The organism is Cyclobacterium sediminis (genome assembly GCF_054781075.1).
In genome coordinates, this window is sequence record NZ_BAAGVC010000002.1 from 178,027 (window position 1) to 202,919 (window position 24,893).

A 24,893-nucleotide genomic window follows, 5' to 3' on the forward strand; every position below is an offset into this window, starting at 1 on the left:
ATACACTTTACATACTCAAAAGTATATGTTACCAAATACAATTTCAAAAACTATCACTCTTGAAGATGGTAGGGAAATAATCATAGAGACAGGTGCATTGGCCAAACAAGCTGATGGTGCTGTTGTAATTAAAATGGGCAAAGCTATACTACTAGCTACCGTAGTAACAAAAAAAGAAGCAGGTGAGGGGGTTGATTTTCTCCCTATGTCTGTTGATTATCAGGAGAAATTCGCTTCTTCAGGAAAAATACCTGGAGGATTTTTGAAGAGAGAAGGAAGATTATCTGATTACGAAATATTAATTAGTAGGATGGTAGATAGGGCCATTAGGCCTATTTTCCCGGATGACTACCATGCGGACACGAACATAAGCATCACTTTGATGTCTTATGATGAAGACGTTTTACCTGACTGCCTTGCCGGTCTTGCTGCTTCAGCAGCACTTGCTGTATCTGATATTCCTTTCAATGGACCGATCTCGGAAGTTAGGGTAGCAAAGATTGATGGCAATCTTTTTATTAATCCTACTCCAACAGAATTAGAAAAGGCTTCTTTGGAGTTGATTGTAGCCGGTTCTGAAGAATTCATCCTTATGGTAGAGGGTGAAGGAGATGAGGTTTCTGAAGATGAAATGGTCGAAGCCTTACAGTTCGCTCATGAAGAAATCAAAAAACACTGTCAAGTTCAAAAAGAACTGACCAAACTTGTAGGCAAAGAAGAAAAAAGGGCCTATAGCCATGAAGTTAATGACGAAGCACTTCATGCTAAAATAAAAGAGGATTTGTACGATAGTCTGTATGACGTGGTTAGCAGACAGATCCCAAACAAATCGGAGAGATCCGAACTAGTCAAGGCTATCAAAGAAAAATTTGTAGAAAGTCTGGGTGAAGATCACGAATACGACGAAAGCCTTATAGGTAGGTATTTCGGTAAAGTTCATAAAGAAGCTGCCAGAAATTTCACCTTGAATGAGAAAAAGAGATTAGATGGCAGAGAGCCTGATGAGGTCAGACCAATATGGTCTGTAGTGGATTACTTGCCATCAGCTCATGGGTCTGCAGTTTTTACCAGGGGTGAAACCCAATCCATTACCACATGTACCCTAGGTACAAAGCTTGATGAGCAAATGGTAGATGGAGCAGTTTTATCCGGGTATAACAAATTCTTTTTGCATTATAATTTTCCTGGTTTCAGTACAGGGGAAGTTAAACCTAATAGAGGACCGGGAAGAAGGGAAGTAGGTCATGGTAACCTTGCCATGCGCGCGCTTAAGAAAGTGTTGCCTGCACCGGAAGACAATCCTTATACCATTCGGGTTGTTTCTGATATTTTGGAATCCAATGGTTCCTCATCTATGGCTACTGTATGTGCCGGATCATTGGCGCTAATGGATGCCGGTATTGCCATCAAAAGTCCAGTTACAGGTATTGCCATGGGCATGATTTCTGATGCAGAGACAGGAAATTACACTATTTTATCTGATATTTTGGGTGATGAAGATCACTTGGGAGATATGGACTTCAAAGTGACAGGTACATCCAAGGGGATTACGGCTTGCCAGATGGACCTTAAAGTAGAAGGTTTGGACTATGAAGTATTGAAAGAGGCCCTTTATCAGGCCAGAAAAGGAAGGTTACATATTTTGGATGAAATCAACAAAACCTTGCCATCCGCAAGACCTGAATTCAAGCCACATACCCCAAGATCTTATAACATGCAGATTCCTAAGGAATTGATTGGTGCAGTTATCGGTCCCGGAGGAAAAGTTATCCAGGAAATTCAAAAAGATACAGGAGCCACTGTCATTATAGAAGAGGTGGATAATATTGGGAAAATCAATATTTTCTCAAATAACCAGGAGTCTATGGATGCTGCCATTGGCAGGATAAAAGCAATCGTTGCGCAGCCGGAAATTGGAGAGACTTATACCGGTAAAGTGAAGAATATCATGCCTTTTGGTGCCTTTATTGAGTTTATGCCTGGTAAAGATGGATTGTTGCATATTTCTGAAATCAAGTGGGAGAGACTGGAATCCATGGATGGAGTCCTGGAATCTGGCGAGGAAATTGCAGTGAAGTTAATAGATGTAGATAAAAAGACAGGAAAATACAAATTGTCTAGAAAAGCATTATTGCCTAAGCCTGAAAGAAAGGACAAATAAGCTGGAAGTTCTCTAAATTAATAGGTCATGAAATATAAAATGAACTATTTTTAAGGGAACATCTGTTATCAATGCGTTAAAAAATAATCAATAAAATTGAATGAGGCAGCTTAAAATCAGTAAACAGATTACCAACAGGGAAAGTCAATCTCTGGATAAATACCTTCAAGAGATAGGTAAGGTAGATTTATTGACAGCAGATGAAGAAGTGGTTTTGGCCAAGAGGATCCGTGAAGGTGACCAATTGGCCTTGGAAAAATTAACCAAAGCCAACCTTAGGTTTGTTGTCTCCGTTGCCAAGCAATATCAAAACCAGGGCTTATCATTGGGAGATTTGATCAACGAGGGGAACCTAGGTTTGATTAAAGCCGCCCAGAGATTTGATGAGACCAGGGGTTTTAAATTTATATCTTATGCCGTTTGGTGGATTCGCCAATCTATTCTTCAGGCCCTTGCCGAGCAATCCAGGATTGTAAGGCTTCCACTAAATAGAGTGGGGTCCTTAAATAAGATTAGCAAAACCTTTTCTGAGCTTGAGCAAAAGTTTGAACGTGAACCTTCACCTGAAGAACTTGCGGAAGTTTTGGAGGTGACTGCGGGAGAAGTAGTGGATACCATGAAAATTTCCGGTAGGCACGTATCTATGGATGCTCCATTTGTTCAAGGAGAGGAAAATAGTTTGCTTGATGTATTGGAAAACGACGGTGAAATTAAACCTGATGATGGTTTGATGAATGACTCCTTGAGGAAGGAAGTTCAAAGGGCTTTATCTACGCTTACCCAAAGGGAAGCGGATGTCATTACCCTTTATTTTGGACTTAATGGCGAACATGCCATGACTTTAGAGGAAATAGGAGAAAAATTTAACCTCACCCGCGAAAGGGTAAGGCAAATCAAAGAAAAAGCCATTCGGCGACTTAGACATACCAGTAGAAGTAAAACTTTGAAGCCTTATCTGGGATAAAAATTTAAACAAAGTTAAGAATTAAGAAAGGGCACTTTGCCCTTTTTTTATATCCCACAAAAAAATCCCATTCGAGTAAACTTTTTTGTTTTGCTATGGTGTTAGTATTCGAAAGAATTTCACTTTGTGAGAAGTATTGAACAATTGATAAAACAATGGACAAAGAAATAGAAAAAATAAAGGTTCTTATTATTGGATCAGGTCCGGCAGGCTATACTGCCGCTATTTATGCATCTCGTGCAGGGCTTTCTCCTGTAATGTATACGGGCGTCCAACCCGGTGGTCAGCTGACCATCACCAATGATGTAGAAAATTATCCCGGATATCCAGACGGTGTCATGGGTCCCCAAATGATGGAAGATTTCAGAAAACAAGCGGAACGCTTTGGAACTGATGTGAGGTATGGGGTAGTGACAGACATAGATGCAGGTAATAGACCTTTTAAAGTTACTGTAGATGAGGGAAAAACCCTTCTTGCAGAAACCGTAATTATTTCTACCGGTGCATCTGCAAAATGGCTGGGTATAGAAAGTGAAACCAGACTCAACGGTAAAGGTGTATCTGCTTGTGCTGTTTGTGATGGTTTTTTCTTTAGAGGAAAAGATGTGGCCATCGTAGGAGGTGGAGATACTGCCTGTGAAGAAGCAAGTTATTTGGCCAATATCTGTAATAAGGTTTATATGTTGGTGAGGAGAGATGAACTTCGGGCTTCTCAGATCATGCAAAATAGGGTGATGAAAAACCCTAAAATTGAAATCCTTTGGAACCATGAAACGGTTGAGGTTTTAGGTGATGAAGAGGTGAGCGGTGCCAAGGTAAAAGACAGGATTACAGGAGAGGAGAAGGATTTGGCTGTGGAAGCTTTCTTTGTAGCCATTGGACATCAACCCAATACTGCTATTTTTGAAAATCAGATTGATATGGATGAAAATGGTTATATACTTACCCAACCGGATAGTACAAAAACCAATGTTCCCGGGGTATTTGCATGTGGAGATGCTCAGGATCATGAATACCGTCAAGCAGTTACTGCTGCAGGAACAGGCTGTATGGCAGCTTTGGACGCAGAAAGATTTTTGACTTCACAAGAATAGGTCTATAATTTATGCGTTTAAAAGAAAGGTGGCTCTTGGTTCTTCTTCTTTTGACGTCCGTAAGCTTTGGTAGTATCGCACAAAATAAAAAGAGAGATAAACATAAAAATGGTGTAGTAGAACAAAATCTGGCCGTTCCTTCTGGTGCGCTGAATTTTGATGCTGATCAATATCGCAGTGATTTAGAAAAGGCCACAGATGCTTTGATTTTCAAAGATGGCCTTGACCTAAAAAAGCGACTGTCTCTGGTAAGTGAAAATAGCGATGCTTTTATCTGGGCACCTACACATGTGATGGTGGAAGTGGCAGAGAAGGTATTGATTGATAGTATTTGGATTACAGCCCATGAATATTACGGACGCTGGGACAGTCATAAAATTAACAGTTATGATTTTGATCCAAGAGAGTTTAAAGATACGATTCCAGTAACATTATATAATTCCTATTATGGCTCCGGTTGGAGCGCTCCTCTGGAGAATACCAAAATCAATTCAGATTTTGGGAGAAGGCGCTACCGATGGCACCATGGGATTGATTTAAAATTAAAAACCGGTGACCCGATCAGGTCCGCATTTGATGGTATTGTTCGCATTACTTCCTATGAGCGGTATGGCTATGGGCATTATGTGGTGATTAGACATAGAAATGGGCTTGAAACCATCTACGGACATCTTTCGAAGAAGCAAGTGAAAGTGGGGCAGGAAATTAGAGCCGGTGATATCATTGGTCTTGGAGGAAGCACGGGTAGAAGTACAGGGCCTCATTTGCATTTTGAGATTCGGTATCAGGGGCTGTCTATCAATCCTAAAGAAATTTTCGATTTTGAAATTGGGAGAATTAAGTCGCCCATTTATACAATAACTGCCCAAAGTTTCGATCATGAAATTAAAATGCGGGAAGCTGTATATCACCGGATTCGAAGTGGAGATAATTTATCTGTCATTGCTCGGCGATACGGAGTTAGGGTAAGTCAGATTACCAGATTAAATGGAATTAGTACGCGAACTATTCTTAGAATAGGAAGGCGTCTGCAAATACAATAAGCGTTTTAAAATTCATTTTAAAGGATAAAAATGAAATTGGATATTTTGGCCATAGCTGCTCACCCTGATGATATTGAGTTGGCATGTAGTGGCACCTTGGCTTCTCATATAGATAAGGGCTATAAGGTCGGTATATTAGACCTTACAAAGGGAGAAATGGGTACCCGTGGCACACCGGAGATCAGAATGCTGGAGGCAGATGCTTCTGCAAAAATTTTGGGGCTTAGTGCCCGGGAAAATTTGGGCTTTAAGGACATCTACTTTAAAGATGACCTGGATCACCAAACAGCCATAGCTAAGGTGATTCGAAAATACAAGCCGCAAATAGTGCTTGCCAATGCTGTTAGAGACAGGCATCCCGACCATGGAAAAGGGGCAAGCCTGGCTTCCCATGCTTGTTTTATAAGTGGTTTGAGGAAGTTAGAGACTACATTGGATGGAGTTCCTCAGGAAGTTTGGCGGCCAAAGTATGTTTACCACTACATTCAAAATGAATATATAGTGCCGGATATCGTTGTTGATATTTCTGATTATTGGGAAACCAAAAAAGATAGTATTCTTGCTTTTAAGTCTCAATTTCATAACCCTGACTCCAATGAACCGGAAAGCTTTATTTCAAGACCTGAATTTCTGGACTTTATTGAAGCGAGATCTCGGGAGTTGGGACATAAAATCAATGTTGAATTCGGTGAAGGTTTTACCGTTGAAAGGGTTGCAGGAGTGAAAGATCTTTTCAACTTAATTTAACCCGTTGTTTTTACCCCAACAGGGACAGATCATTTGTTATCCATGTTGGGGTACTATTTTTAATAGCACTTTATTGCTATAGCTGTTAAGGAGCCAATCGCTCCATGCTCCATTCAGGTGCTCCCTCTTTGCGTTTGTATAAAACCCTGTCATGCAATCGTGCGGGTCTGCCTTGCCAAAATTCGATGCTAGAAGGCATTAGCCGATACCCTCCCCAATGTTCGGGTCTTTTCATCGCTTCCGATTGAAACCTTTTTTCAGTTTCCTGTTGTCTTTCTTCCAGAAAGCTTCGGTTAGGGATCACCTCACTTTGGGGGCTTGTCCATGCGCCTATTTGGCTTTGAATTGGCCTGCTTTTAAAATATTCATCAGATTCTTCAGTAGAAGTTTTAGTAACTACCCCTTCAATTCTTACCTGCCTTTCAAGTTCAGGCCAGAAAAATGTCAAAGATGCATTGGAGTTTATGGTGAGCTGCTGTCCTTTCTTACTGGAATAGTTTGTAAAAAAAACAAAGCCTTCGTCAGCCCCTTTAAGTAAAACAATTCTACCTGATGGATGGCCATTTTCATTTACGGTACACAGGTGCATGGCTGTCGGTTCATTTACTTTTGCAGTCAGTGCTTCAGACAACCATACTTTGAATTGTTCCAAAGGGTCCTTATTTACCTCATTTAAATTCAATTTCTTAGAAGAATATTCTATTCTTATGTCTGCTAATTTCATTTTATGATTATTTGTAGCTGAAATTTAAGTTTGGAATACAAATATATTGGTTTTAAGATTTTTTGCTTTATATTAATGCCTCATATAAATCACAGTTGATGGTTGATAGGTCCAATATAAAGCCAAAATCGGGAAGTTTGTTGATTTCTGAACCTTTTCTACAAGATGAAAATTTTGTTAGGTCTGTGGTTCTTTTGTGTGAAAACAATGAGTTAGGTTCTTTCGGTTTGGTGTTGAATAAGCTGTCTATATTCAAATTGGACGAGCTCATGGAAGGTTGTGAACTATTAGGTAAGGAAGTATATGTTGGTGGCCCCGTGGAGCAAAATACGCTTCATTTTATTTATTGTGGAGAGCAACTTCTGGAAGATAGTGTGGCATTAGGAGATCAACTGTGGTGGGGAGGTAATTTTAATGAATTAATGGAGAAGTATAAGTCCGGCTTACTGGATATTGCTAATTTTCGTTTCTTCTTAGGCTATTCAGGTTGGGAAGAAGGGCAATTGAGTGAGGAATTGCTGGAAAACACATGGATAGTTTGTGACAATATCCATACGAAAAAGATCTTTAAGGTAGCTCCGGATGAATTATGGCGAGTTATTTTAAAGAATATGGGGGGTGATTTCCAAGTATTGGCAAATTATCCGATTGACCCAAGACTAAATTAGCTCAAAATTGCTACTTTTGTTTAGTATGGATTGAATTACGCAGGAATATTTTAAATATTATGGATAACGAGAAAGAAATGTCTGAAAATGCAGACAAGGTTACTGAAGGATTGGCAAATAGTCAAAAATCAGGAGAAGAAGCTTCTACCGAAAAGGAGGAAACACCAAGCAGTGATGTGACTGGTGAAAGTTCACCAACAACTGACCCAAAGGATGAGGAAAGCAGTTCTTCATCAAGTGTGAATCAGAAAGAAACAGTTGCTGAGGAACAAAAAGAAATCAATGAAGAAGCATCTTCAGATAAAACTGAGGTGGCTGAGACTTCAAGTGAAACCAGCCCGGCTGCCAAAGAAGATTCAGAAGAAAGTGAAGAGGAAGAAGAGGAATTTGATTTTCACAATTACACCAAAGCTCAACTTATTAAAGTGCTTAAAGACTTTGTACATGAACAGAATTTTGTTCGAAGAGATAGTTTGGTACAAGAAATTAAAAATCAATACGACGAATATTATTTAAAAGAGCAAGCACAAGCCCTTGATCAATTTCTCAAAGAAGGAGGAGAAAAAGATGGTTTTGTATATAGAGGAACAGACGAAGACCGCGAGTTTTTCGCATCCTACCAATTGTTTAAAGAGAAAAAACACCAACAATTCAAAGACCTTGAAAAATCCAAGGAAAAGAATGCCAACAATAAAAACCTTATTCTAGATCAATTAAGGGCTATTGTGGATGGGGAAGAGACCACCAATAGTATTGAGACTATAAAAAAGATCCAAGATGAATGGAAAAAAATAGGCCCTGTTCCCCATAGTCAAAATAAAAATCTTTGGGCTTCCTATAATGCTTTAATGGATAGGTTTTATGACAACCGCAGTATCTATTTTGAGCTGAAAGAGCTAGATAGGAAAAAGAACCTGGACAGTAAATTAGAGCTATGCAGCAAAGCAGAGGCTTTGTCTGAGGTGGAAGATGTAAAGGAAGCCATTAAAAGTTTGAATGACCTGCACGAAGAATTCAAACATATAGGGCCTGTACCCAGAGAAGATCAAGAAGCCTTGTGGCAACGTTTCAAAAGTGCTTCCGATGCTGTCTACAACAAACGTAAAGCGTATTATGACAGTCAGCGAGAAGTTTTCAAAGCCAATCAGGTACTGAAGGAAAGACTAATTGAAAAACTAGAAGAATTCAAGTCCTTTAAAGCTGAGAAAATTAGAGATTGGAATACTAAAACCAAAGAAATCCTTGCCCTTCAAAAAGAGTGGGAGGCCATTGGTCCTGTACCTAGAGAAGCAGGTAAGGAGATCAACAAAACCTTTTGGGGACTATTTAAGCAGTTTTTTCACCATAAAAATTTATTCTTTAAGGAATTAGATGAGATAAGGCAACAGAACAAGGAAAAGGCTGAACAACTAATTGAAAGTGCAGAGTCTTACTTGGACAGTACCGATTGGAAAAATTCCTCCAATGAACTAATACAATTGCAAAAGCAATGGAAGGAATTGGGACCAATGCCTGAAAAATTCCGTGACGACCTATACAATCGCTTTAAAAAAGCATGTGACACCTTCTTCGATAATAGGAGAAGTGCAAACAAAGAAAACAATAAGGCCTTTGAAGAGAATCTTGTGGCCAAAGAAAAGGTATGTCAGGAGATTTTAGATGCTGCAAAGGATGAAGACCAAACAAGCTCAGAAAACCTCGAAAAGCTTATCCAGCAATACAATGAAATAGGTTTTGTGCCAAGAAAGAGCATGAAGGATATTTCCAATAAATTCAATACGGCTGTAAACGAATATGTTTCCAAACTAGAGCTTGAAGGGGAAAGTAAGGATGATTTTCTATTCAGACTTAACCTTAACAAACTTCAGGCAGACCCGAATAGCAATAAAGTTCTGAATAAAAAGGAGCACGGTATTCGCAGACAGATCACGGATTTGGAAAACAACATTACTTTGTGGAGAAACAATTTGGAGTTTTTTGCTGCTTCAAAAACGGCCGACAAGCTGAAAGATCAATTTGAGGAGAAGATTGAGAAAGCTGAGCAGGAAGTGGATAAACTCAAAAAGAAACTTTCAATTATCAGAGAATTTTAATGCCTTCACTATGAGTAAAATAGGTGTTTTGTTAGAAATTTCTTCTCAAAAGTTTTGATTTCATAGGAGTATAAAACTATATTTGCACTCGCAATCAGGGAAAAAGACTTCCTGATGACACTTTTAAAAGGGTGTATTTATAGAGAAGCCTCCTTAGCTCAGCTGGTAGAGCAACTGACTTGTAATCAGTAGGTCGTTGGTTCGATCCCGACAGGAGGCTCTTGATTTTCAAACCCTTACAGGATTTTTCTTGTAAGGGTTTTTTTGTGGCAGTGGTTCTATATCCGGTTAGTAAAAAGAGAAAAGAAGCAAAATTATCATAAAACATAAATATGGTATGGATTGCAAATTATTAATTGTACTTTTTAAGCTATCCTTCTCCCAATATTTTTTCAAAGGATAAGTCTTTCCTTGCAAAAGAGGTGAGGTTAGTTTTTTTGTTTATGCTCCTTTTGTTTTATAAATGGAATTAGAATTGGTGTTATTTTTTGTAATTTATGCAACCAATTCAAGATAAATAAACGATTAAGTCTCTTTTAGAATCTATGCTCTCAAAGAAGATTCTTATTTGTTGTTTTGATCCTGGCTAAAACTTTCTGGATTCTAATGCTGGCTTTAAGTGGTTGAATGAATATCTCTCTCCTCCAACTTGTCAATTTCTCAAAAAAAATGAGGTCAGAAGAAGTAAGGAATCAAATGCTATATGCTGAAGGAAGGATATTAACTCTAACGGTAGAACCCTTTAAAGTAGGGCTGGAAAGTGTAGGACTATAAAAAGAGATGACTATAATTACTTATTTTATTCACGATAGACTTTTACTCAGTAAGCAAATGTTAAGAACTTTCATCCAATTATTTTTCTGCCTTACCCTGGGAATAGCCATTGGCTGTAATGAAAAAAGAACTGATGAAGATGAAGCATACACAGTAGAACTGAAAACCATTGCCAAAGGCAATGAAAAGGAGTTTACCTGGACGCATGCGCGTTCAGCAGTAATTCCTTCTGAACCTCCAAAGGTAATCACCACCATGTCTCAAACCCTTAAAAAGGGCTCAGATGTGTACCATGATTTGTTTCAGATAGAAAGCCTAGATATGGGGGAAACCTGGACTTCACCTGAAGTCATACCTTCTTTGACTATCATTAAACAAGACAATGGCTATCGATCCCTGGTTGATATGTGGCCTCAATGGCATTCGAAAACCGATAAAGTAGTAAATATAGGTACCTCCCCTTTTTATTCTAACGCAAAGACACATGACGGTTGGAAAAAGAAAGTGGTCTATGCTTATCTTGATGCTGAAGCAGAACAATGGAGTGCTCCTCAATTTCTGGACCTTCCAAAACTGGATCATGACGGAATGCTTTTAATGGCCCCGGCAGCCGGCAGTGCTCAATGGTTGGAGTTGCCCGATGGAGATATTCTCCTGCCTATATTTTATTTTAAGGTTACAGAGGAACAGGCCTCCTTAGCAATGAATAACCCGGAGGAGGCGTTCAGTATTGGTAATTTGATGAAAAGTGATGATTTTGGGTTCAGTACTACTGTTGTTCGGTGCTCTTTTGATGGAGAGCATCTGATTTATCAGGAACATGGTGATGAGTTAATACTTAAGCAGGGTAGGGGAATATATGAACCATCCATTACCTTATATAATGGCGAGTATTATCTTACCATGCGCAGTGATAAGAGTGCCTATGTTGCCAAAAGTACAGATGGCCTGCATTTTAGTACTCCTAAGGAGTGGACTTTTGATGATGGTGCTGTATTGGGTAGTTATAACACACAACAACATTGGGTGAGACATAGTGATGCCTTATATTTGGTATATACGAGAAGGGGAGCTAATAACGATGAGGTTTTCCGTCATAGAGCACCACTTTTTATGGCCAAGGTAGATCCTGATGAACTTCAGGTAATTCGTGATACAGAGCGGGTAATGGTTCCTAACAGGGGAGTAGCTTTAGGTAATTTTGGCATAATGGAGGTCAATCAAAATGAGACTTGGGTTACAGTGGCCGAGTATATGAGAGGAGAAGAAAACGTACCAGCAGATAATAGTGTTTTTACTGCCAAAATCAAGTGGAAGCGTCCAAATTTGAATTCAAAACAATAATTAAAAGATTTAATTAATACTAAGAGAATTGTAGAGTTTCCTACTACTATTTTTTATGAGATGATAAGAGCAAAATTTTTTAATAAAAACAAACCCAAAGTAATAGGTACGTACATTACAACTTGTAAATTAAAAGGTGTTTGTAATATTTTAAGGATCATAAAATTACCCTTTAATGTTTATCCATATAACATTGGAAACTGAATCAACTTGGTGGATTGTTGGACTTTCAACGACACAAGCAAATGATATTTCTTCAACTTTTGGTCTGATTTTGATGTCGATTTAGTTAAAATCTAATTCAGCTGTAAGAAGAAAAAGGGAATGATCAGGAAAATAATCTCTTGTATTATTCTACATTACTTTGACCAAAACCTAGTTCCATTGGTTAGGTACTTAGTTGATTTTTCTTTTATCGTTCAAAGTCACTTGCTAGAATTTATAATTAGGCTTGCTGCCAAATCGCTCGTAGTATTTTTTTGAAAAATAGGAAGAATGTTTAAATCCAACCTCGAGAACAAGTTGTTTTAAGGAGTGAACCTGCCTATTTTCTAGTAGCATTTTAGCTTTCTGTAATTTAACTTCTGTTATAAGTTCATTAGGGGATAAACCTGTTTCACTTTTTATTTTTCTAAATAAAGAACTTGATGAAAGATTAAAATGCTCGGCAAGATCAGTTTGATTGATTTTACTTTTCCCGGATTGTTCAAAAATATATGCCTGTAATTTATCAATCCAATTGTTAGAATCATTTTGGGAGGGGTCTATTTTTTCCTCCAGTTGATACCTTGTACGTTTGTTGTTATTTATTAATGCATTATTTATCCGTATGATCAATTCTTCTTCTTCAAAAGGTTTAAGTAAATAATCGTCGATACCAAGTCTTAAGGTAGATAATTTGATTTGGTTATCTGCCCTCGCAGTAAGCATCAAAATTGGAGCAGAATGTTGTAGGGATTTAAGTTTTGAAATGAATTCTAATCCATTCATATTTGGCATCATATAATCTGTAATGATAAAATCTACGGCTTGACTCTTTATTATTTTCAAGGCTTCATGGCCATCCCCGGCTTCCAGACATTCGTATTTACATAGTAAATCTTTAAGGTAGAGTCGCATATCATAAGCATCATCGACCAATAAAATTTTAACTTTTTTATTAGAAGAAGAAAAATGTTCCAATATCTCAAGTTTGCTTATTTCGCTATTTTTAACACTATCTCTTTCCTTGATTTTCTCAACCTTAGGAAGGTGTATAACAAAAGTGCTCCCAACTGAAGGTTTGCTGGAAACCCTAATTGTTCCTCCAATTTTTGTAATTATCTCTTTGCTGAAAGCCAGTCCAACACCACTTCCACCGGATTTATTGAAAGAGTTGTTTGCTTGATAAAATCGATTAAATATTAATTCTAAATCATTCTTTTCTATACCTATGCCATCGTCCTCCACACCAATGGTTATTGAGGTTTGGTTTTCCTTTAGGAATAGGGTTACTTTCCCATTCTTTCCCGTATATTTTAAGGCGTTCAATAGAATGTTATTAAGTGCCCGTTCCAGATATAGCTTATCACCCAAAACGAATTTTGGTGAGGTACTTGTATTTACCTTGAACGTTATTTGCTTTTGCTTAAATAAAGGTTCAAAAGAAGTAGCTATTTTCTTCAATAAATCAGTCAAGTTTATTGGATGTAAGCTCATGCTGAAATTGGTATCCTGCATTTTGGCTAAATCGATTACATCATCTACTAATTTTTTTATTTTATCAGCTTGGTTATTGAGCTGGGTCACGATGGACTGTATTTGAGCATCATTTAATTCGGAGTTGTATTTTTTAAGTTTATTGATTTGACCTTTGATAAGTGTCAAAGGGGTACGGACCTCATGAGAGACATTGATAAAAAACTGAGACTGCTGTTCGTTAATATCGGCTATATTTTTTCGCTCTATTTCTAAAGCAATTTCACTTTTTAGATTTTCTTGTTTGAAATAGTAAACCAAAACAAATACAATTGCGAAAACCATGAAGATGAAACGATCAGGGCCGAAATAATTTTGTGGATAATGGAGAAAAAAAATATTGGGTATTATGAAAAGAACAAGGGACAATACAAATGAGGAAAAAATATAAAAACGATTGTTGGTAAACAAGAGTACAAAGGCAGGAGCTAAAAGGTATCCGGCTTCTAACATTTTACCTGATATAATGAAATTGGAGAACATAAAATTGCTAAAGTAAACCAAGAAAAAAAATAGGGCAATTGCCATTTTATTTCGGCTTATCCACTGAAGGTACAATACAAGTGAAATGCCTGCAAAATTGGCTAGATGGGTAAAGATATAAACAGGTGGCTTATTGGGTTCAAAAATTTCAGCAATAATTGAAGCCATTTCGATTAATATCCAAAATCCACAAAAGATATTTAAGAGCTTTATTTGCTTTTGTTTTTCTCTAGGTTTTTCAGGATCAAACCCGATCAATGAGATTGCTTTATAAAGGTTTAACCAATGTTGTCGAATTGTATTCAATTGAATTTAGGTGTTGAGTTATTGACCATTTTCCATTTAAAAATAGTTATTATAAAATTTTTCCAGCCGGTTTGACCGCAATAATTCAATACCAAACCTCCTCAAAGGTTAATTTGACCGGTTGATTACCCAAATTGACCTGTTAGTGATTCAGTTTGATTGATTTTTGACCTTTTCCTGATTTACTTTTAGGTGCGTTATTCCCATTATACTGCTTATAAATACCTAATAATATTTGGTTAAAAATTAGAAAGGAGGGTTGATAGTTCTCTTTTGTCTTGAATGTCTTTATTAAAATAATTACCATGAAAACTCAACTTATTCTCATTGTATTAATAGTATTCTCTTGTTCTTTTTCTTTGGCTCAGACTTCTGCTGAAATGGCTGATATAGCGATACAAGGTATTGCAAGAGATGACAATAATACGGCTAAAGCAAATGCCCAAATTTCCCTTACTTTCGAGTTTTTTTATTTTGATAGCAATAATGGAAATGCTAAAGTTGAAGTTGGGGCTCCAGAAACAGTAAGCCTAAATACTGATGCTTTTGGTGTATTTTCCCATGTTATAAGTCCTGCTGCTACCAATAATTCCATATTTGCTAATCAGCAAATCTATTTAAAAATTACTGAGGGGAATGTTCTTGTGTCAGAGGAAAAACTAAAGCACGTTCCTTATGCAATAGCAGCTAATAACGGGGTGCCGACCGGAGCTATCATGCCTTTTGTTGGGGCTACAGCTCCAATTGGTTGGGTGCTGTGCGATGGACAATCTCTAACAAATATCAATGGGGCTGAAAATCTCATTGCTTTACTGGGGAGTACCAATGCACCAGATTTGAGGGCTATGTTTTTAAGAGGGGTAGGGGTCAACGCTGATGCCCAGTTTGCCGATAATAGAAGGGATGGTGGTATAAATTCCACACAGCAAGATTCCAACATGGCGCACAACCACAGCGTGGATTTAACTACTTCTAATAATGGTGAACACTCACATCCCTTAAAGTTAATGAACAGGAAGTTTGTTAATGATGGTAATAGCGGTTCAACAGCGTTTAATATACAAGCCCAGGATGGAGGGGTATCTACAGTAAAAACCGATTTAAGTGGGATACATACCCATGCTGTTTCCGGAAATACGTCTTCTGAAGGAACTGAATCTCGTCCTATAAACTATGGGGTGAACTACATCATCAAATTATAATTTCAGGGGGATGAGAAAATTATTTCTTACACTGATATTGAGTATGTTGATTTCCTTCCTTTATGCACAACAGGAGGAAGGAGCCAAGGAAGTTACTGTCTCACAAGCCATACAAAATGAAGGTTTTACAATTCAGGTAGGGCTGCCTTTTTTAGGAACATCCAATAACACCACTCCAACAGATTTACGTTTTCCATGGGATGTACTTTACCTGTATGGTACTTTTGCAGAAGAATCTTTTAGTGTTTCCAAAGGTTATTTTGGTGATAAGATTTTGATAGAATGGCGACTTAGAAATAATATTTACAACATTACAAACATCAAAATTTTACGTAGAGAACTTGGAAGTAATGAAAATTTTCAACCAATAGCTGATATTACCCCACAGCCCTCCGGTACCTATGAAGACAAGTACGTGGATGGAGGAAAACTGTATGAATATAAAGTGTTGGCTGAAAATGTAATGGAGGATGAAGAGCTTTATACCAATTATATCACAGGTATAGGGTTTAGAAATCCTACTGCGGTCATTACCGGAAATGTTAATTTTGAAGGTGGAAATCCGGTGAAAAACGTAACGGTAGTTGCCGAATCGAGTGGGAGTTCCATAAGCTATGGGAGTAGTTTGAAAATCCCTTCTAACGCTAAGCTTGAGATCAATAAATTAAATAAACCAATTGATTCGTTGGCTACTTTACAGGCTTGGGTAAAACCGGACATCAATAGTCCTTATACTGATGATAATGGGAGCCCGATCAGGCTGTTTAGACTAACTGAGGCAAACGGTAATAACATAGATGTTAATGTCAGAGTAAAAATATTGGCAAACGAATTGGAAGTTAAAATAAAAGAGAGTTTGTTCCTTATCAAAAATGTATTTCCTTCTGGAGATATCGATGCCCGAGGTGATGATATTATGGTCCCTGTAGCTAATTTCAATGATTACTTTACTCATTTTTCGATACAGTTGAGGGATGGAATGGCTCCATCCCTATTTATCAATGGCCGCCCAATGACAAAGGAGTACCGGGATGCTGTACATAAAGCACGAGCCGAGATAGACCAAAATATAAATACTCCATATTTAGAGATTTCCGAGGATATAAGTCTTATTAATTTTCAACTAGGGAAGGCTGTTTGGAACAAGGTCAGAATAGGTGGTGGAAAAACAGCTCTGATCGATGAAATTCGCTTATGGAATCGCATAGAAACAGCCGCTGCTATCCGAACAGATTATAAAAGGTATATCAGTGGTGACGATCCGGGTTTGATAGTCTATTTAAGCGCCAACGAAAATCAAGGGGATTATGCCTATGATGCTTCACGAGAAGACTATACATATAATAGAAATCACGGTAAATTAGAAAATATCACTTTTGTATCTGGACCTGGTGCAATCCCATCTGCTAGTCAATTGGGAATCTTAGGGGTAACCGATGAAAATGGCAATTATCAGATTAATTCCATTCCCTACTCCGGAACAGGAGAATCATTTAAAATTACCCCTGTTTATGGCCAACACAAGTTTGAACCCAATCAACAACTGGTCTTTTTAGGTCAGGGCTCAGAGGTGGTAAATAAAATTGATTTTATCGATAAGTCCTCCTTTATCTTTAAAGGAAAAATATTGTACGATACCAGAAAGGTGTTCCCTTCCTACGTAGAGGTAAATGGTGGAAATTTGTCCGGATTGAATGATGGAGATGAATATGTTACAGGTCCCGGAATTATCGATGAAAACTATAATCGATATGAGAAGCTTACAGGAGTAAATGCAGGCACTTATAATAAAGGTGAATATTGGATTAATTACTATGATGAGAACGACTCTACCAATTTTCGACTGGAACGCTATGCCAGTATTCCAGTCTCCGGAGCTACGATCTACATTGATGGACAAATCGTAATTGATGAAAACAATACACCTGTACTGTCGGATGAAGCCGGTAATTTTGAAATTAGTGTACCTATTGGAAATCATTTTATACGGGTTGAAAAAAATGGTCATTCCTTTTCTTACAATGGTAGATTTCCTGCTGAAACCGGTACTTTTAAAGAATTTTTTGAAGATGCTCAGGAGCCGGTGGTATTTATTGATGAGACCAGAGTAACTGCGGTTGGACGTGTAGTTGGTGGAGCAGTGGAAGCAAGTAAGCCAATAGGATTTGGTGAAAATGGGCTTTATGTAATCAACGATACAATTGAAAATTTTAAGCCCATTCCTTTGGTTGTTAGTTCGAAAAATAATATAGGGGTGGCTAGTTTTGCGTTTCAGTATGATCCACCAGGTGCCGGAGGTGTCACCGATTACACAAAATTTAACTTTAAAACGAATAGCGAATCCGGCGAGTATCGTGTTGAAGTGATGCCATTGAATTATGAAATTGAAGGGGGAGATACACCAGGCTTAACAATTTCCAGTAATGAGAGCATTAATTCAGCTATAATTGGAACATCAAATGAAAGTATAAATTTTTCAAGTATTCCACCGCTTTTAACTCCGGAGTTTATTCTTCCAAACAATGATATTTTGGAAGGGGTACCCTTTCATTTTGAAAAAAGCTTTGTGTACCGTTCTACGCCAGTATTGCGTGTCATCGACCAAACTTCAACAGATTCACTACAGTTTTTTAATGCAGATAGTAGTGAGTACTTTATAAGCACTGAAGGGTTAACCCACCCGGCAGACGCTAGTAAAGAGGTGTTGATTTATGAGCAGGCTGCAAGTTATGCCATAACCCTATCCACATTTGAAAGATACGTGAACATGGATGGAGACAGTATAATTGAAGATGTTGTGCCAATTATAGATGGGGAATTAAAAATCAATAATAATTTAGCAATTTTAGGCTCTGAAGAGATCGAAAAGGATACAGTAGACAATAGTATTTCCTATTATTCGTTTCAAGGGGGTGTTCCCAATACTACGTTCCCATATACACGAAGTTTGGATATACAGTATGTTATTGGGGGGATTTCTTATCCGGCAGAAAATTATATTCCTGACGGGATTATACTAGGAGGGGCTCCTGATGGGACTTCTGCTCCACCCCTTACAGTAGCTCCTGAAATCCCGGATATTATTCTCCGAGACCCTCCCGGGTCCAACAGTTTTGCATCCATAGAGGCAGGTCAAACCTTAAGTTTTACCACAGAATCCATGTCCACCTTATCCGGAGGGCTTTCTCAAACCTTAAAATTAATGATGGGAGGAGCTGTTACCTTTGTTGGGGGAGTTCCGGGAGCCTCGATTGAGGTGAAAACAGAAGTGGTCAATGACCTTACCGGCAATATAACGCTGGAAACTTCTTCTTCAGATGCTTTAAGTTTAACAAAAACCTATACGTTTAATCAAACCATTTCGACCAGTGATGACCCGGAATTTGTGGGTGCTGATGGGGATTTGTATATAGGGAACGCTAGTAATTATGCCATAGGATCTTATGATGACTTTAAAGCTGACATTGCACCGATTGGAGATCCGAACAATAATTATAGGTTGACCAATGCAAATGGTGATGACATTTATTTAAATAAGCAAAAAGCTATATATATAAATACTAAACCGACCAATACCTTTTTTGTATACTCTCAAAAGTACATAATTAACGATTTAATACCTCAATATGAGTTGATTGCAGAAAATCTCAGAAATCATATTCCTGTAGAAGGCGCCAATAGTTTGTTTTGGTACGAAGAACAAATCAGGTTGTGGCGTAAGATTATTCTTGAAAATGAACGAAAGAAATATTTGGCTTTAAATGAATCTGATTCGTTTATAAAAGCTGCTGATGATTATTTAGATATTTATATGTCTGATTTAGAGAATGAATTAAATCGTTCAGATGTTGGTGTTCCTTACCAAGCGTTATTGAAGGAAAAACTTGACCTTGCCGCTAGGAATAAATCATTGGTAAACTCCCAATCATCCGGTAATATTTCATTTGATTCGGGTGTAGGCGAAGTAAGTAGGAGTGTAGAAACAGAGCTTATTAATTCCTCCTCTTTGGCTTATAATATTGAGTTGGAAGAAAGCTTGCAATATGATATAGGATTTGAAATTAATGATGCGTTAGGCCTTGTTTCTACCACTGTCTTTTCCTTGGCTCAAGATTTTAGTGCAGGTATTACCAAAGAAGAAGCTGAAACTACGACCTTTAAATATACCTTGAAGGACAATGATCCTGCAAACATTTTGAGTATTGATGTTTTTAACCTATTTGATGGTAACGGACCGATTTTCACAACTGTTGGAGGTAGAACATCTTGCCCATATGAGGGCAAAGAGTTGTCTCATTTTTATAATCATTCCTCCTATGATCCTGCTAACCCCATTGTTGCTCTGGCAGAGGCGGATAGGGAAACCTTAAGCAATGCAACTCAAAAGGCAGAAGATCCTCAAATTACCGTAGAGGTTGCAGAAATATTTAATATTCCGGAAGGCAATACCGCAGAATTTCATCTGTCTTTTCAAAATTTAGCAGATGCAACTAGTGATAATGCAAATTTTAATTACTTTGAGTTAATAATCGACAATACATCAAATCCTAATGCACCTGATATCAATGTATCGCCCAATGGAACCGTAATATTTGTACCTTACGGACAAACTGTAGATTATACTTTGACCTTGGATAAGAAAATTGCAGATGTCTACGATTATGAAAATATAAGGGTGGTTTTACAATCACTTTGTGATCCTGTAAACGTTTTTGATGACGTTTTAATATCGGCCCATTTTATTCCAACCTGTTCTCAAGTAAAAGTAAGTGCACCTCAGGATAATTGGGTATACAATTTAGATGCAGCTTATGATAATCATTCCGACCTTTCAAAGCCCTTGTTGATTACCTTATCAGATTATAATCAGACATTTGATAACTTCAAAAAGATAGATTTAGAATACCGTTTAGCAACATCGCCAAACTGGACACGCCTGTATACCTACTACAATACGGAGGCATTTTACGATGAGGCTGTCGGGAATGGCGAAACGGAAATTGCGTTGATTGAAAAACCAAACATTAATTTTCCTTTTGATATTGCAGGACTTCAGTTACAAGATGGAGTTTACGAAATAAGAGCAAGAAGTATATGTGAAAATGGTACAGTATATATTTCTGACGTAATTTCTGGAACAGTTAATTTAGAAGCCCCAAGGCAATTTGGTACACCATTTCCTATAGATGGTATTTTAGGAGTGGGAGAAGACCTCCGGGTAAAATTCAACGAAAATATGTATTTCAATAGTGCAGTAAGCACCATTGAGATAAAAGGACAATCCAACCAACTGCCAATTGATCATAGTGTTTCTTTGTATTTTGAGGGGGATAGTAACACGGTAACTATTGAAAGCCCAAGGTTAGTGTCCGGTGATTTGACCCTTGAGTTTTGGATGAATAATTCCACTACAGAAAGCACAGCTACAATTGTTGAACAAAAAGACGGGCTAACCATCAACTTGGAGGACCATGAGATATTTGTAACCCTTGGGGATATCACAGCCCATGGAACTATCGCAAATGACGAATTATCTCATCACTATACATTTTCGCATAACAATGAATTGGGAACGCTAAGTATATATGAGGATGATAGGGAAATAGGTGGGGGTGCCGGCTCGGCAAACACAGCATTTACAAATAACAACCCCTTAATTATTGGTGGAAATTCTTTCATTGGAAACATTCATGATCTCCGGTTGTGGTCAGTATCAAAAACTTTGAGCGATGCATATGCCGGGATGTATAGCAAGCTCCAAGGGAAAGAGGCTAATTTGGTAGGTTATTGGCCGCTGAACGAGGGACGTGGAGAGCTTGCTAATGATCTTGCACGATTTAAACATGCATTAGTGAAAGCGGAATGGGATATTAAGCCTAAAGGAACTGCTTATTCCTTTAGTAATGGGCAATACTTGGCCTTGGATGATGTTGGTTTTGTTCAGTTGACCAATGAAATGGATGCAACTATTTCCTTTTGGATCAAAACAGAAACTCCGCAAGAGGCAACTATTTTCTCAAATGGAAGAGGAATAGGTGATGGCACACTAGAAGGAAAGGATCCGATCCAGTCCAACGGTTTGGCGAACAAATGGTCGATCAATATGAATTCATCCGGAGCTTTGTATTTGGCCAGTGAAGAAAATACCTATGTGTTAACCGCTGCAAGTGTCGCTGATAATTCTTGGCACCACATCACACTATTATTCAATCGAAATGGTGCTCTAAGAACCTACGTGGATGCCCAACAAGTATCCTCCAATCCTATGACTGATATAGGTGGGTTTTCCGGAGATAAGGTTTGGATAGGAGCGAGAGGATTTAGAGATCTAGGGAATAATGAAACAGTGGACCGTGTTTTTACTGGAAAAATCGATGAATTCCGTCTTTGGAATACCCTTAGGAATGTTGATCAAATTTCTAGAGATAGGTACCATGAAATTGATGTGGAAAGTATTGGCCTATTACTTTATGCCAGAATGAATGCACCTAACACTGCAACTGATAAGGGGCCACTATATTACCACGTTGTCAGTGGTGGAGAAATGAGCACTTCCTATGGTACGATGAATGTCGGTGCTGTTAATTTTTCAAATGATGTTCCTGCCATAAAGCCTGAAAGAAACCTAATCAAATTCCAGGTGAATCATGTGATCAATGAAGATGAAATGATTTTGGAACCTGTGATTTCAGATTGGGCAGTGGTAGAAGGACAGGTATTAGATATTACCGTTCATCGAATGTTTGATGCTTCTGATAATATGCAACAATCCCCAATAACCTGGACAGCTTTTATACAAAAAAATGAGATGAGTTGGTTTGTAGACGGCCACAACGATGTTGTTGACCTTACCAAAATTGGTGAAGAAGCTACATTCTTTGAAATAAGCATCTTAAACAAAGGGGGGCAAACCCAGCCCTTTGCGATTTCTGGCATTCCAAGTTGGTTATCTTTGAGCAGTTCTTCGGGAACATTGTTGCCGGATAGTAAGGTAGTGATAACAGCTAGTGTTGATGAAGGTCTGGCAACAGGAGAATACATAGAAGACCTATATTTACAAACTGATTTCGGGTTAGACGAGAAACTACAATTGAAACTTAGGGTCTTAGCAGAAGATCCTGATTGGGTCATAGATCCGAATAGTTTTAATTATAGTATGAATATTGTCGGTCGGGTTAGCATAGATGGTGTTTATTCTGATGACATTTATGATAAAGTTTCAGCTTTCTCTAATGGTGAGCTAAGGGGCGTAGCGGACATGGTTTGGGATGAGGCCTATCAGGAATACTTTGTGTTTTTAACGGTCTATAGTGATTCGGCTTACAGTGATTTAATTAATTTTAAAATATGGGATGCTTCAAAAGGACAAGTTGTTCAGGCAACTTTAGATGAGAAGTTGACGGTTACTTTTAATGAAAACACCATAATAGGCACTCAGACTAATACCTCAATGTTTGAAAATTCAGGGGTTGTAGAGCAAATAATACAATTGAATCAAGGATGGACATGGTTGTCTCTAAATGTTGAGGATCAAAATTTTTCAAATTTAAATGTATTAACAGAAGGAATGGTTTTAGAAACGTCGGACAGGCTAATGAGCAATAGCCCCTCGAAATTAGAAACCTATTTTAAAAATGAGAATTCTCCTGAATCCAGTTCATGGAATGGTGAAATAAGTGAGCATGGTGGTTTATCTACTTCTTACATGTATAAAGCGAAGTTTAATAGTCGACAGGATTTAATTCTTTCCGGTTCTTCTGTCAATTTAGATTCATGGAGTTTTCCTATCAAGCTCAATTGGAATTGGTTACCCTATCCTTTAAAAAACAATGTTGCATTGAATGAAGGTCTGTCATCTTTCGATGCTCATGAAGGGGATGTTATTAAATCTCAAAATCAATTTGCCATATATGATGAGGTAAATGGTTGGAGTGGTACTTTAAATTATTTAGAAGCCAATAAAGGTTATATGCTGCGATCTAGCCAAGAGCAAATATTCACCTACCCTAGGTTTTTATGGGATTTCTCTAATTCCCGAATGTCGAATCTTAAGATTCAAACACCGGAGGAAGTGATACCGGCTGAATTTGCTAGATTTTCGGACAATATGAATGCAGTAGTGTTGTTACCCGAAGGCTACCACGAACTCTTTGCAATTGATGATAAGGGTGGTTTAAGAGGAAAAGCAGTAAATCAAGTGATTGGGAATCAAAATTTAAGTTTTATTACTGTTTTTGGGGAGACCAATAAGGAGTTAACCTTCTATATAGGTGATGGTGAGCACATGATTCCTACCCACAAAACTTTCCATTTCACTGCAAACAATGTGCTTGGAACGGTAGAAAATCCGGTAGTATTAGGGAATGAAATATTGGGTGGAATTAAAATTTTCCCCAGCCCTTTCAAAGAGGAATTGCAGATAAAGCTAATTTCCAACCAGGATGATTTTATCAATATTCAATTGTTTAATACGTTTGGTCAGTTGGTAAATACTTATGGGAAAAGTATAAATAAAGGAATTAATACACTCATACTTAACCCCGATGTGGGGAGTGGGCTTTATATTCTGAAGATTAAATTCAAGAACACATTCCTACCTTATACTTTTAAGGTTATAAAAGAATAGATGATGAAAGGATCAATTATTAGGCTGGCAATACTCTTTTTTTTCTGTACAAATGGTTATGGGCAAGAGCCTGAATGGGTGGTAGAGGAAAATAACTTCGAATATACCATGTCATTTGTTTCATTCTTAAATATTGACGGTCTTAATTTAAATAGTACGAGCGATAAAGTTGGTGCATTTGTAAATGGAGAATGTAGAGGTACTACCAATTTGATTTATGTGAAAAGCAAAGACAGGTATTATGCGTATTTTAATGTGTTTTCTAATACCCTAGGTGAAACCATCCATTTTAAGGTTTATGATTCTGAGAAAAATCAAGTATCAGATATATCCGAAACAGTAAAATTTGAAACCAATGCCTTACGCGGTAATTTATCGCAGGCTTTCAGTATTGCAAGTCCTGCGCTAAATAATGAAGCGCAATTACTTGACTTTAGTTTTAAGGATATTGAAGTAGTGAATAAAACTGAAAATGACCAAGAGATGGTTCTTTATCTTAACAAGGGGGTTAATCCCACCTTACTAAAAGGTGTTTTTGAATTAAGTGATGGTAGTAAATTATTCCATAGAGGTCAACAACTAATCTCGGGTACGAGTGTGCTGGATTTCTCAAGTCCTGTATACCTGGATGTTTTATCACAGGATGAATCAGTGAAAAACCAATGGATAATAAGTGTACGTTATAGCATAACATCAAGCACTATAAAAATATACAAAAAGGATGCTGTTTGTTACAATGGAGGAGCCATCAAAGTTGTATCGGATCAAAATGGAGGGGAAGTTATTTTATTTAAAGACCAGATTGAATATGCAAAATTGCCTATTGTCAATGGGGAGGTGCTTTTTACGGATTTACTGGCCGCCGATTATCTATTGAAAACGGGTGATCTTGAAAAAAACGTAGAAATAATTTTAAAAGAGTGAGTC

General features: G+C 37.7%; 13 protein-coding genes and 1 tRNA gene. 12 read left to right on the forward strand and 2 right to left on the reverse strand.

The window, feature by feature from the left end:
* Window positions 1-25 precede the first annotated feature (25 nt).
* From pnp to bshB1, 5 genes are all read left to right on the forward strand, one after another.
* Complete coding sequence (gene pnp / locus ACYVHJ_RS01350; RefSeq protein WP_460511868.1) at window positions 26-2,161, forward strand: polyribonucleotide nucleotidyltransferase; 2,136 nt, start codon at window positions 26-28, stop codon at window positions 2,159-2,161.
* Window positions 2,162-2,261: 100 nt separating this feature from the next.
* Entirely contained in the window at window positions 2,262-3,125 is an 864-nt protein-coding gene (locus tag ACYVHJ_RS01355) for a sigma-70 family RNA polymerase sigma factor (RefSeq protein WP_014021150.1), read from the forward strand.
* Between the two features lie 155 nt (window positions 3,126-3,280).
* The gene (gene trxB / locus ACYVHJ_RS01360) at window positions 3,281-4,219 is read left to right on the forward strand and encodes an NAD(P)/FAD-dependent oxidoreductase (protein WP_460511870.1); all 939 of its coding nucleotides are present in this window, start codon (window positions 3,281-3,283) and stop codon (window positions 4,217-4,219) included.
* An 11-nt stretch (window positions 4,220-4,230) separates the two neighbouring features.
* Entirely contained in the window at window positions 4,231-5,262 is a 1,032-nt protein-coding gene (locus ACYVHJ_RS01365) for a peptidoglycan DD-metalloendopeptidase family protein (protein WP_460511872.1), read from the forward strand.
* Window positions 5,263-5,292: 30 nt separating this feature from the next.
* Window positions 5,293-6,009: a bacillithiol biosynthesis deacetylase BshB1 gene (bshB1, locus tag ACYVHJ_RS01370; protein WP_460511874.1), complete on the forward strand. Its 717-nt coding sequence runs from the start codon at window positions 5,293-5,295 to the stop codon at window positions 6,007-6,009.
* An 85-nt stretch (window positions 6,010-6,094) separates the two neighbouring features.
* Here the strand turns inward: bshB1 and pdxH are convergent, their stop codons facing one another.
* Window positions 6,095-6,733, reverse strand: a complete 639-nt coding sequence (gene pdxH, locus ACYVHJ_RS01375) for a pyridoxine/pyridoxamine 5'-phosphate oxidase (protein ID WP_460511876.1) — start codon at window positions 6,731-6,733, stop codon at window positions 6,095-6,097.
* A gap of 98 nt (window positions 6,734-6,831) precedes the next feature.
* Between pdxH and ACYVHJ_RS01380 the strand changes: the two genes are divergently transcribed.
* The 4 genes from ACYVHJ_RS01380 to ACYVHJ_RS01395 all read left to right on the forward strand — a co-directional run bounded on the left by ACYVHJ_RS01380 (window position 6,832) and on the right by ACYVHJ_RS01395 (window position 11,612).
* Entirely contained in the window at window positions 6,832-7,401 is a 570-nt protein-coding gene (locus tag ACYVHJ_RS01380; protein ID WP_339903033.1) for a YqgE/AlgH family protein, read from the forward strand.
* 59 nt (window positions 7,402-7,460) lie between these two features.
* Window positions 7,461-9,494, forward strand: coding sequence for a DUF349 domain-containing protein (locus ACYVHJ_RS01385; protein ID WP_460511878.1), 2,034 nt, complete (start codon window positions 7,461-7,463; stop codon window positions 9,492-9,494).
* 147 nt (window positions 9,495-9,641) lie between these two features.
* Window positions 9,642-9,714 (forward strand) — tRNA-Thr (locus tag ACYVHJ_RS01390).
* Between the two features lie 611 nt (window positions 9,715-10,325).
* Complete coding sequence (locus ACYVHJ_RS01395) at window positions 10,326-11,612, forward strand: sialidase family protein (protein ID WP_460511880.1); 1,287 nt, start codon at window positions 10,326-10,328, stop codon at window positions 11,610-11,612.
* A gap of 432 nt (window positions 11,613-12,044) precedes the next feature.
* On the opposite strand, the gene ACYVHJ_RS01400 is transcribed toward ACYVHJ_RS01395, so the two are convergent.
* Window positions 12,045-14,000: a hybrid sensor histidine kinase/response regulator transcription factor gene (locus ACYVHJ_RS01400; protein ID WP_460511883.1), complete on the reverse strand. Its 1,956-nt coding sequence runs from the start codon at window positions 13,998-14,000 to the stop codon at window positions 12,045-12,047.
* Between the two features lie 443 nt (window positions 14,001-14,443).
* Here ACYVHJ_RS01400 and ACYVHJ_RS01405 point away from each other — a divergent pair, with 443 nt between their 5' ends.
* From ACYVHJ_RS01405 to ACYVHJ_RS01415, 3 genes are read left to right on the forward strand one after another with little or no spacing between them, the layout of a single operon-like run.
* Window positions 14,444-15,340, forward strand: a complete 897-nt coding sequence (locus tag ACYVHJ_RS01405) for a phage tail protein (protein WP_460511885.1) — start codon at window positions 14,444-14,446, stop codon at window positions 15,338-15,340.
* A 10-nt stretch (window positions 15,341-15,350) separates the two neighbouring features.
* Window positions 15,351-23,966, forward strand: coding sequence for a LamG-like jellyroll fold domain-containing protein (locus tag ACYVHJ_RS01410; RefSeq protein ID WP_460511887.1), 8,616 nt, complete (start codon window positions 15,351-15,353; stop codon window positions 23,964-23,966).
* A complete protein-coding gene (locus ACYVHJ_RS01415; RefSeq protein ID WP_460511889.1) occupies window positions 23,967-24,890 on the forward strand; it encodes a hypothetical protein in 924 nt (307 codons plus the stop codon).
* Window positions 24,891-24,893 lie beyond the last annotated feature (3 nt).

Excerpts from the sequence above, each read along its gene's own strand:
- pnp (WP_460511868.1), top strand. The coding sequence starts at position 26 with ATGTTACCAAATACAATTTCAAAAACTATCACTCTTGAAGATGGTAGG.
- ACYVHJ_RS01355 (WP_014021150.1), top strand. The coding sequence starts at position 2,262 with ATGAGGCAGCTTAAAATCAGTAAACAGATTACCAACAGGGAAAGTCAA.
- trxB (WP_460511870.1), top strand. The coding sequence starts at position 3,281 with ATGGACAAAGAAATAGAAAAAATAAAGGTTCTTATTATTGGATCAGGT.
- ACYVHJ_RS01365 (WP_460511872.1), top strand. The coding sequence starts at position 4,231 with ATGCGTTTAAAAGAAAGGTGGCTCTTGGTTCTTCTTCTTTTGACGTCC.
- bshB1 (WP_460511874.1), top strand. The coding sequence starts at position 5,293 with ATGAAATTGGATATTTTGGCCATAGCTGCTCACCCTGATGATATTGAG.
- pdxH (WP_460511876.1), bottom strand. The coding sequence starts at position 6,733 with ATGAAATTAGCAGACATAAGAATAGAATATTCTTCTAAGAAATTGAAT.
- ACYVHJ_RS01380 (WP_339903033.1), top strand. The coding sequence starts at position 6,832 with ATGGTTGATAGGTCCAATATAAAGCCAAAATCGGGAAGTTTGTTGATT.
- ACYVHJ_RS01385 (WP_460511878.1), top strand. The coding sequence starts at position 7,461 with ATGGATAACGAGAAAGAAATGTCTGAAAATGCAGACAAGGTTACTGAA.
- ACYVHJ_RS01395 (WP_460511880.1), top strand. The coding sequence starts at position 10,326 with ATGTTAAGAACTTTCATCCAATTATTTTTCTGCCTTACCCTGGGAATA.
- ACYVHJ_RS01400 (WP_460511883.1), bottom strand. The coding sequence starts at position 14,000 with ATGGCTTCAATTATTGCTGAAATTTTTGAACCCAATAAGCCACCTGTT.
- ACYVHJ_RS01405 (WP_460511885.1), top strand. The coding sequence starts at position 14,444 with ATGAAAACTCAACTTATTCTCATTGTATTAATAGTATTCTCTTGTTCT.
- ACYVHJ_RS01410 (WP_460511887.1), top strand. The coding sequence starts at position 15,351 with ATGAGAAAATTATTTCTTACACTGATATTGAGTATGTTGATTTCCTTC.
- ACYVHJ_RS01415 (WP_460511889.1), top strand. The coding sequence starts at position 23,967 with ATGATGAAAGGATCAATTATTAGGCTGGCAATACTCTTTTTTTTCTGT.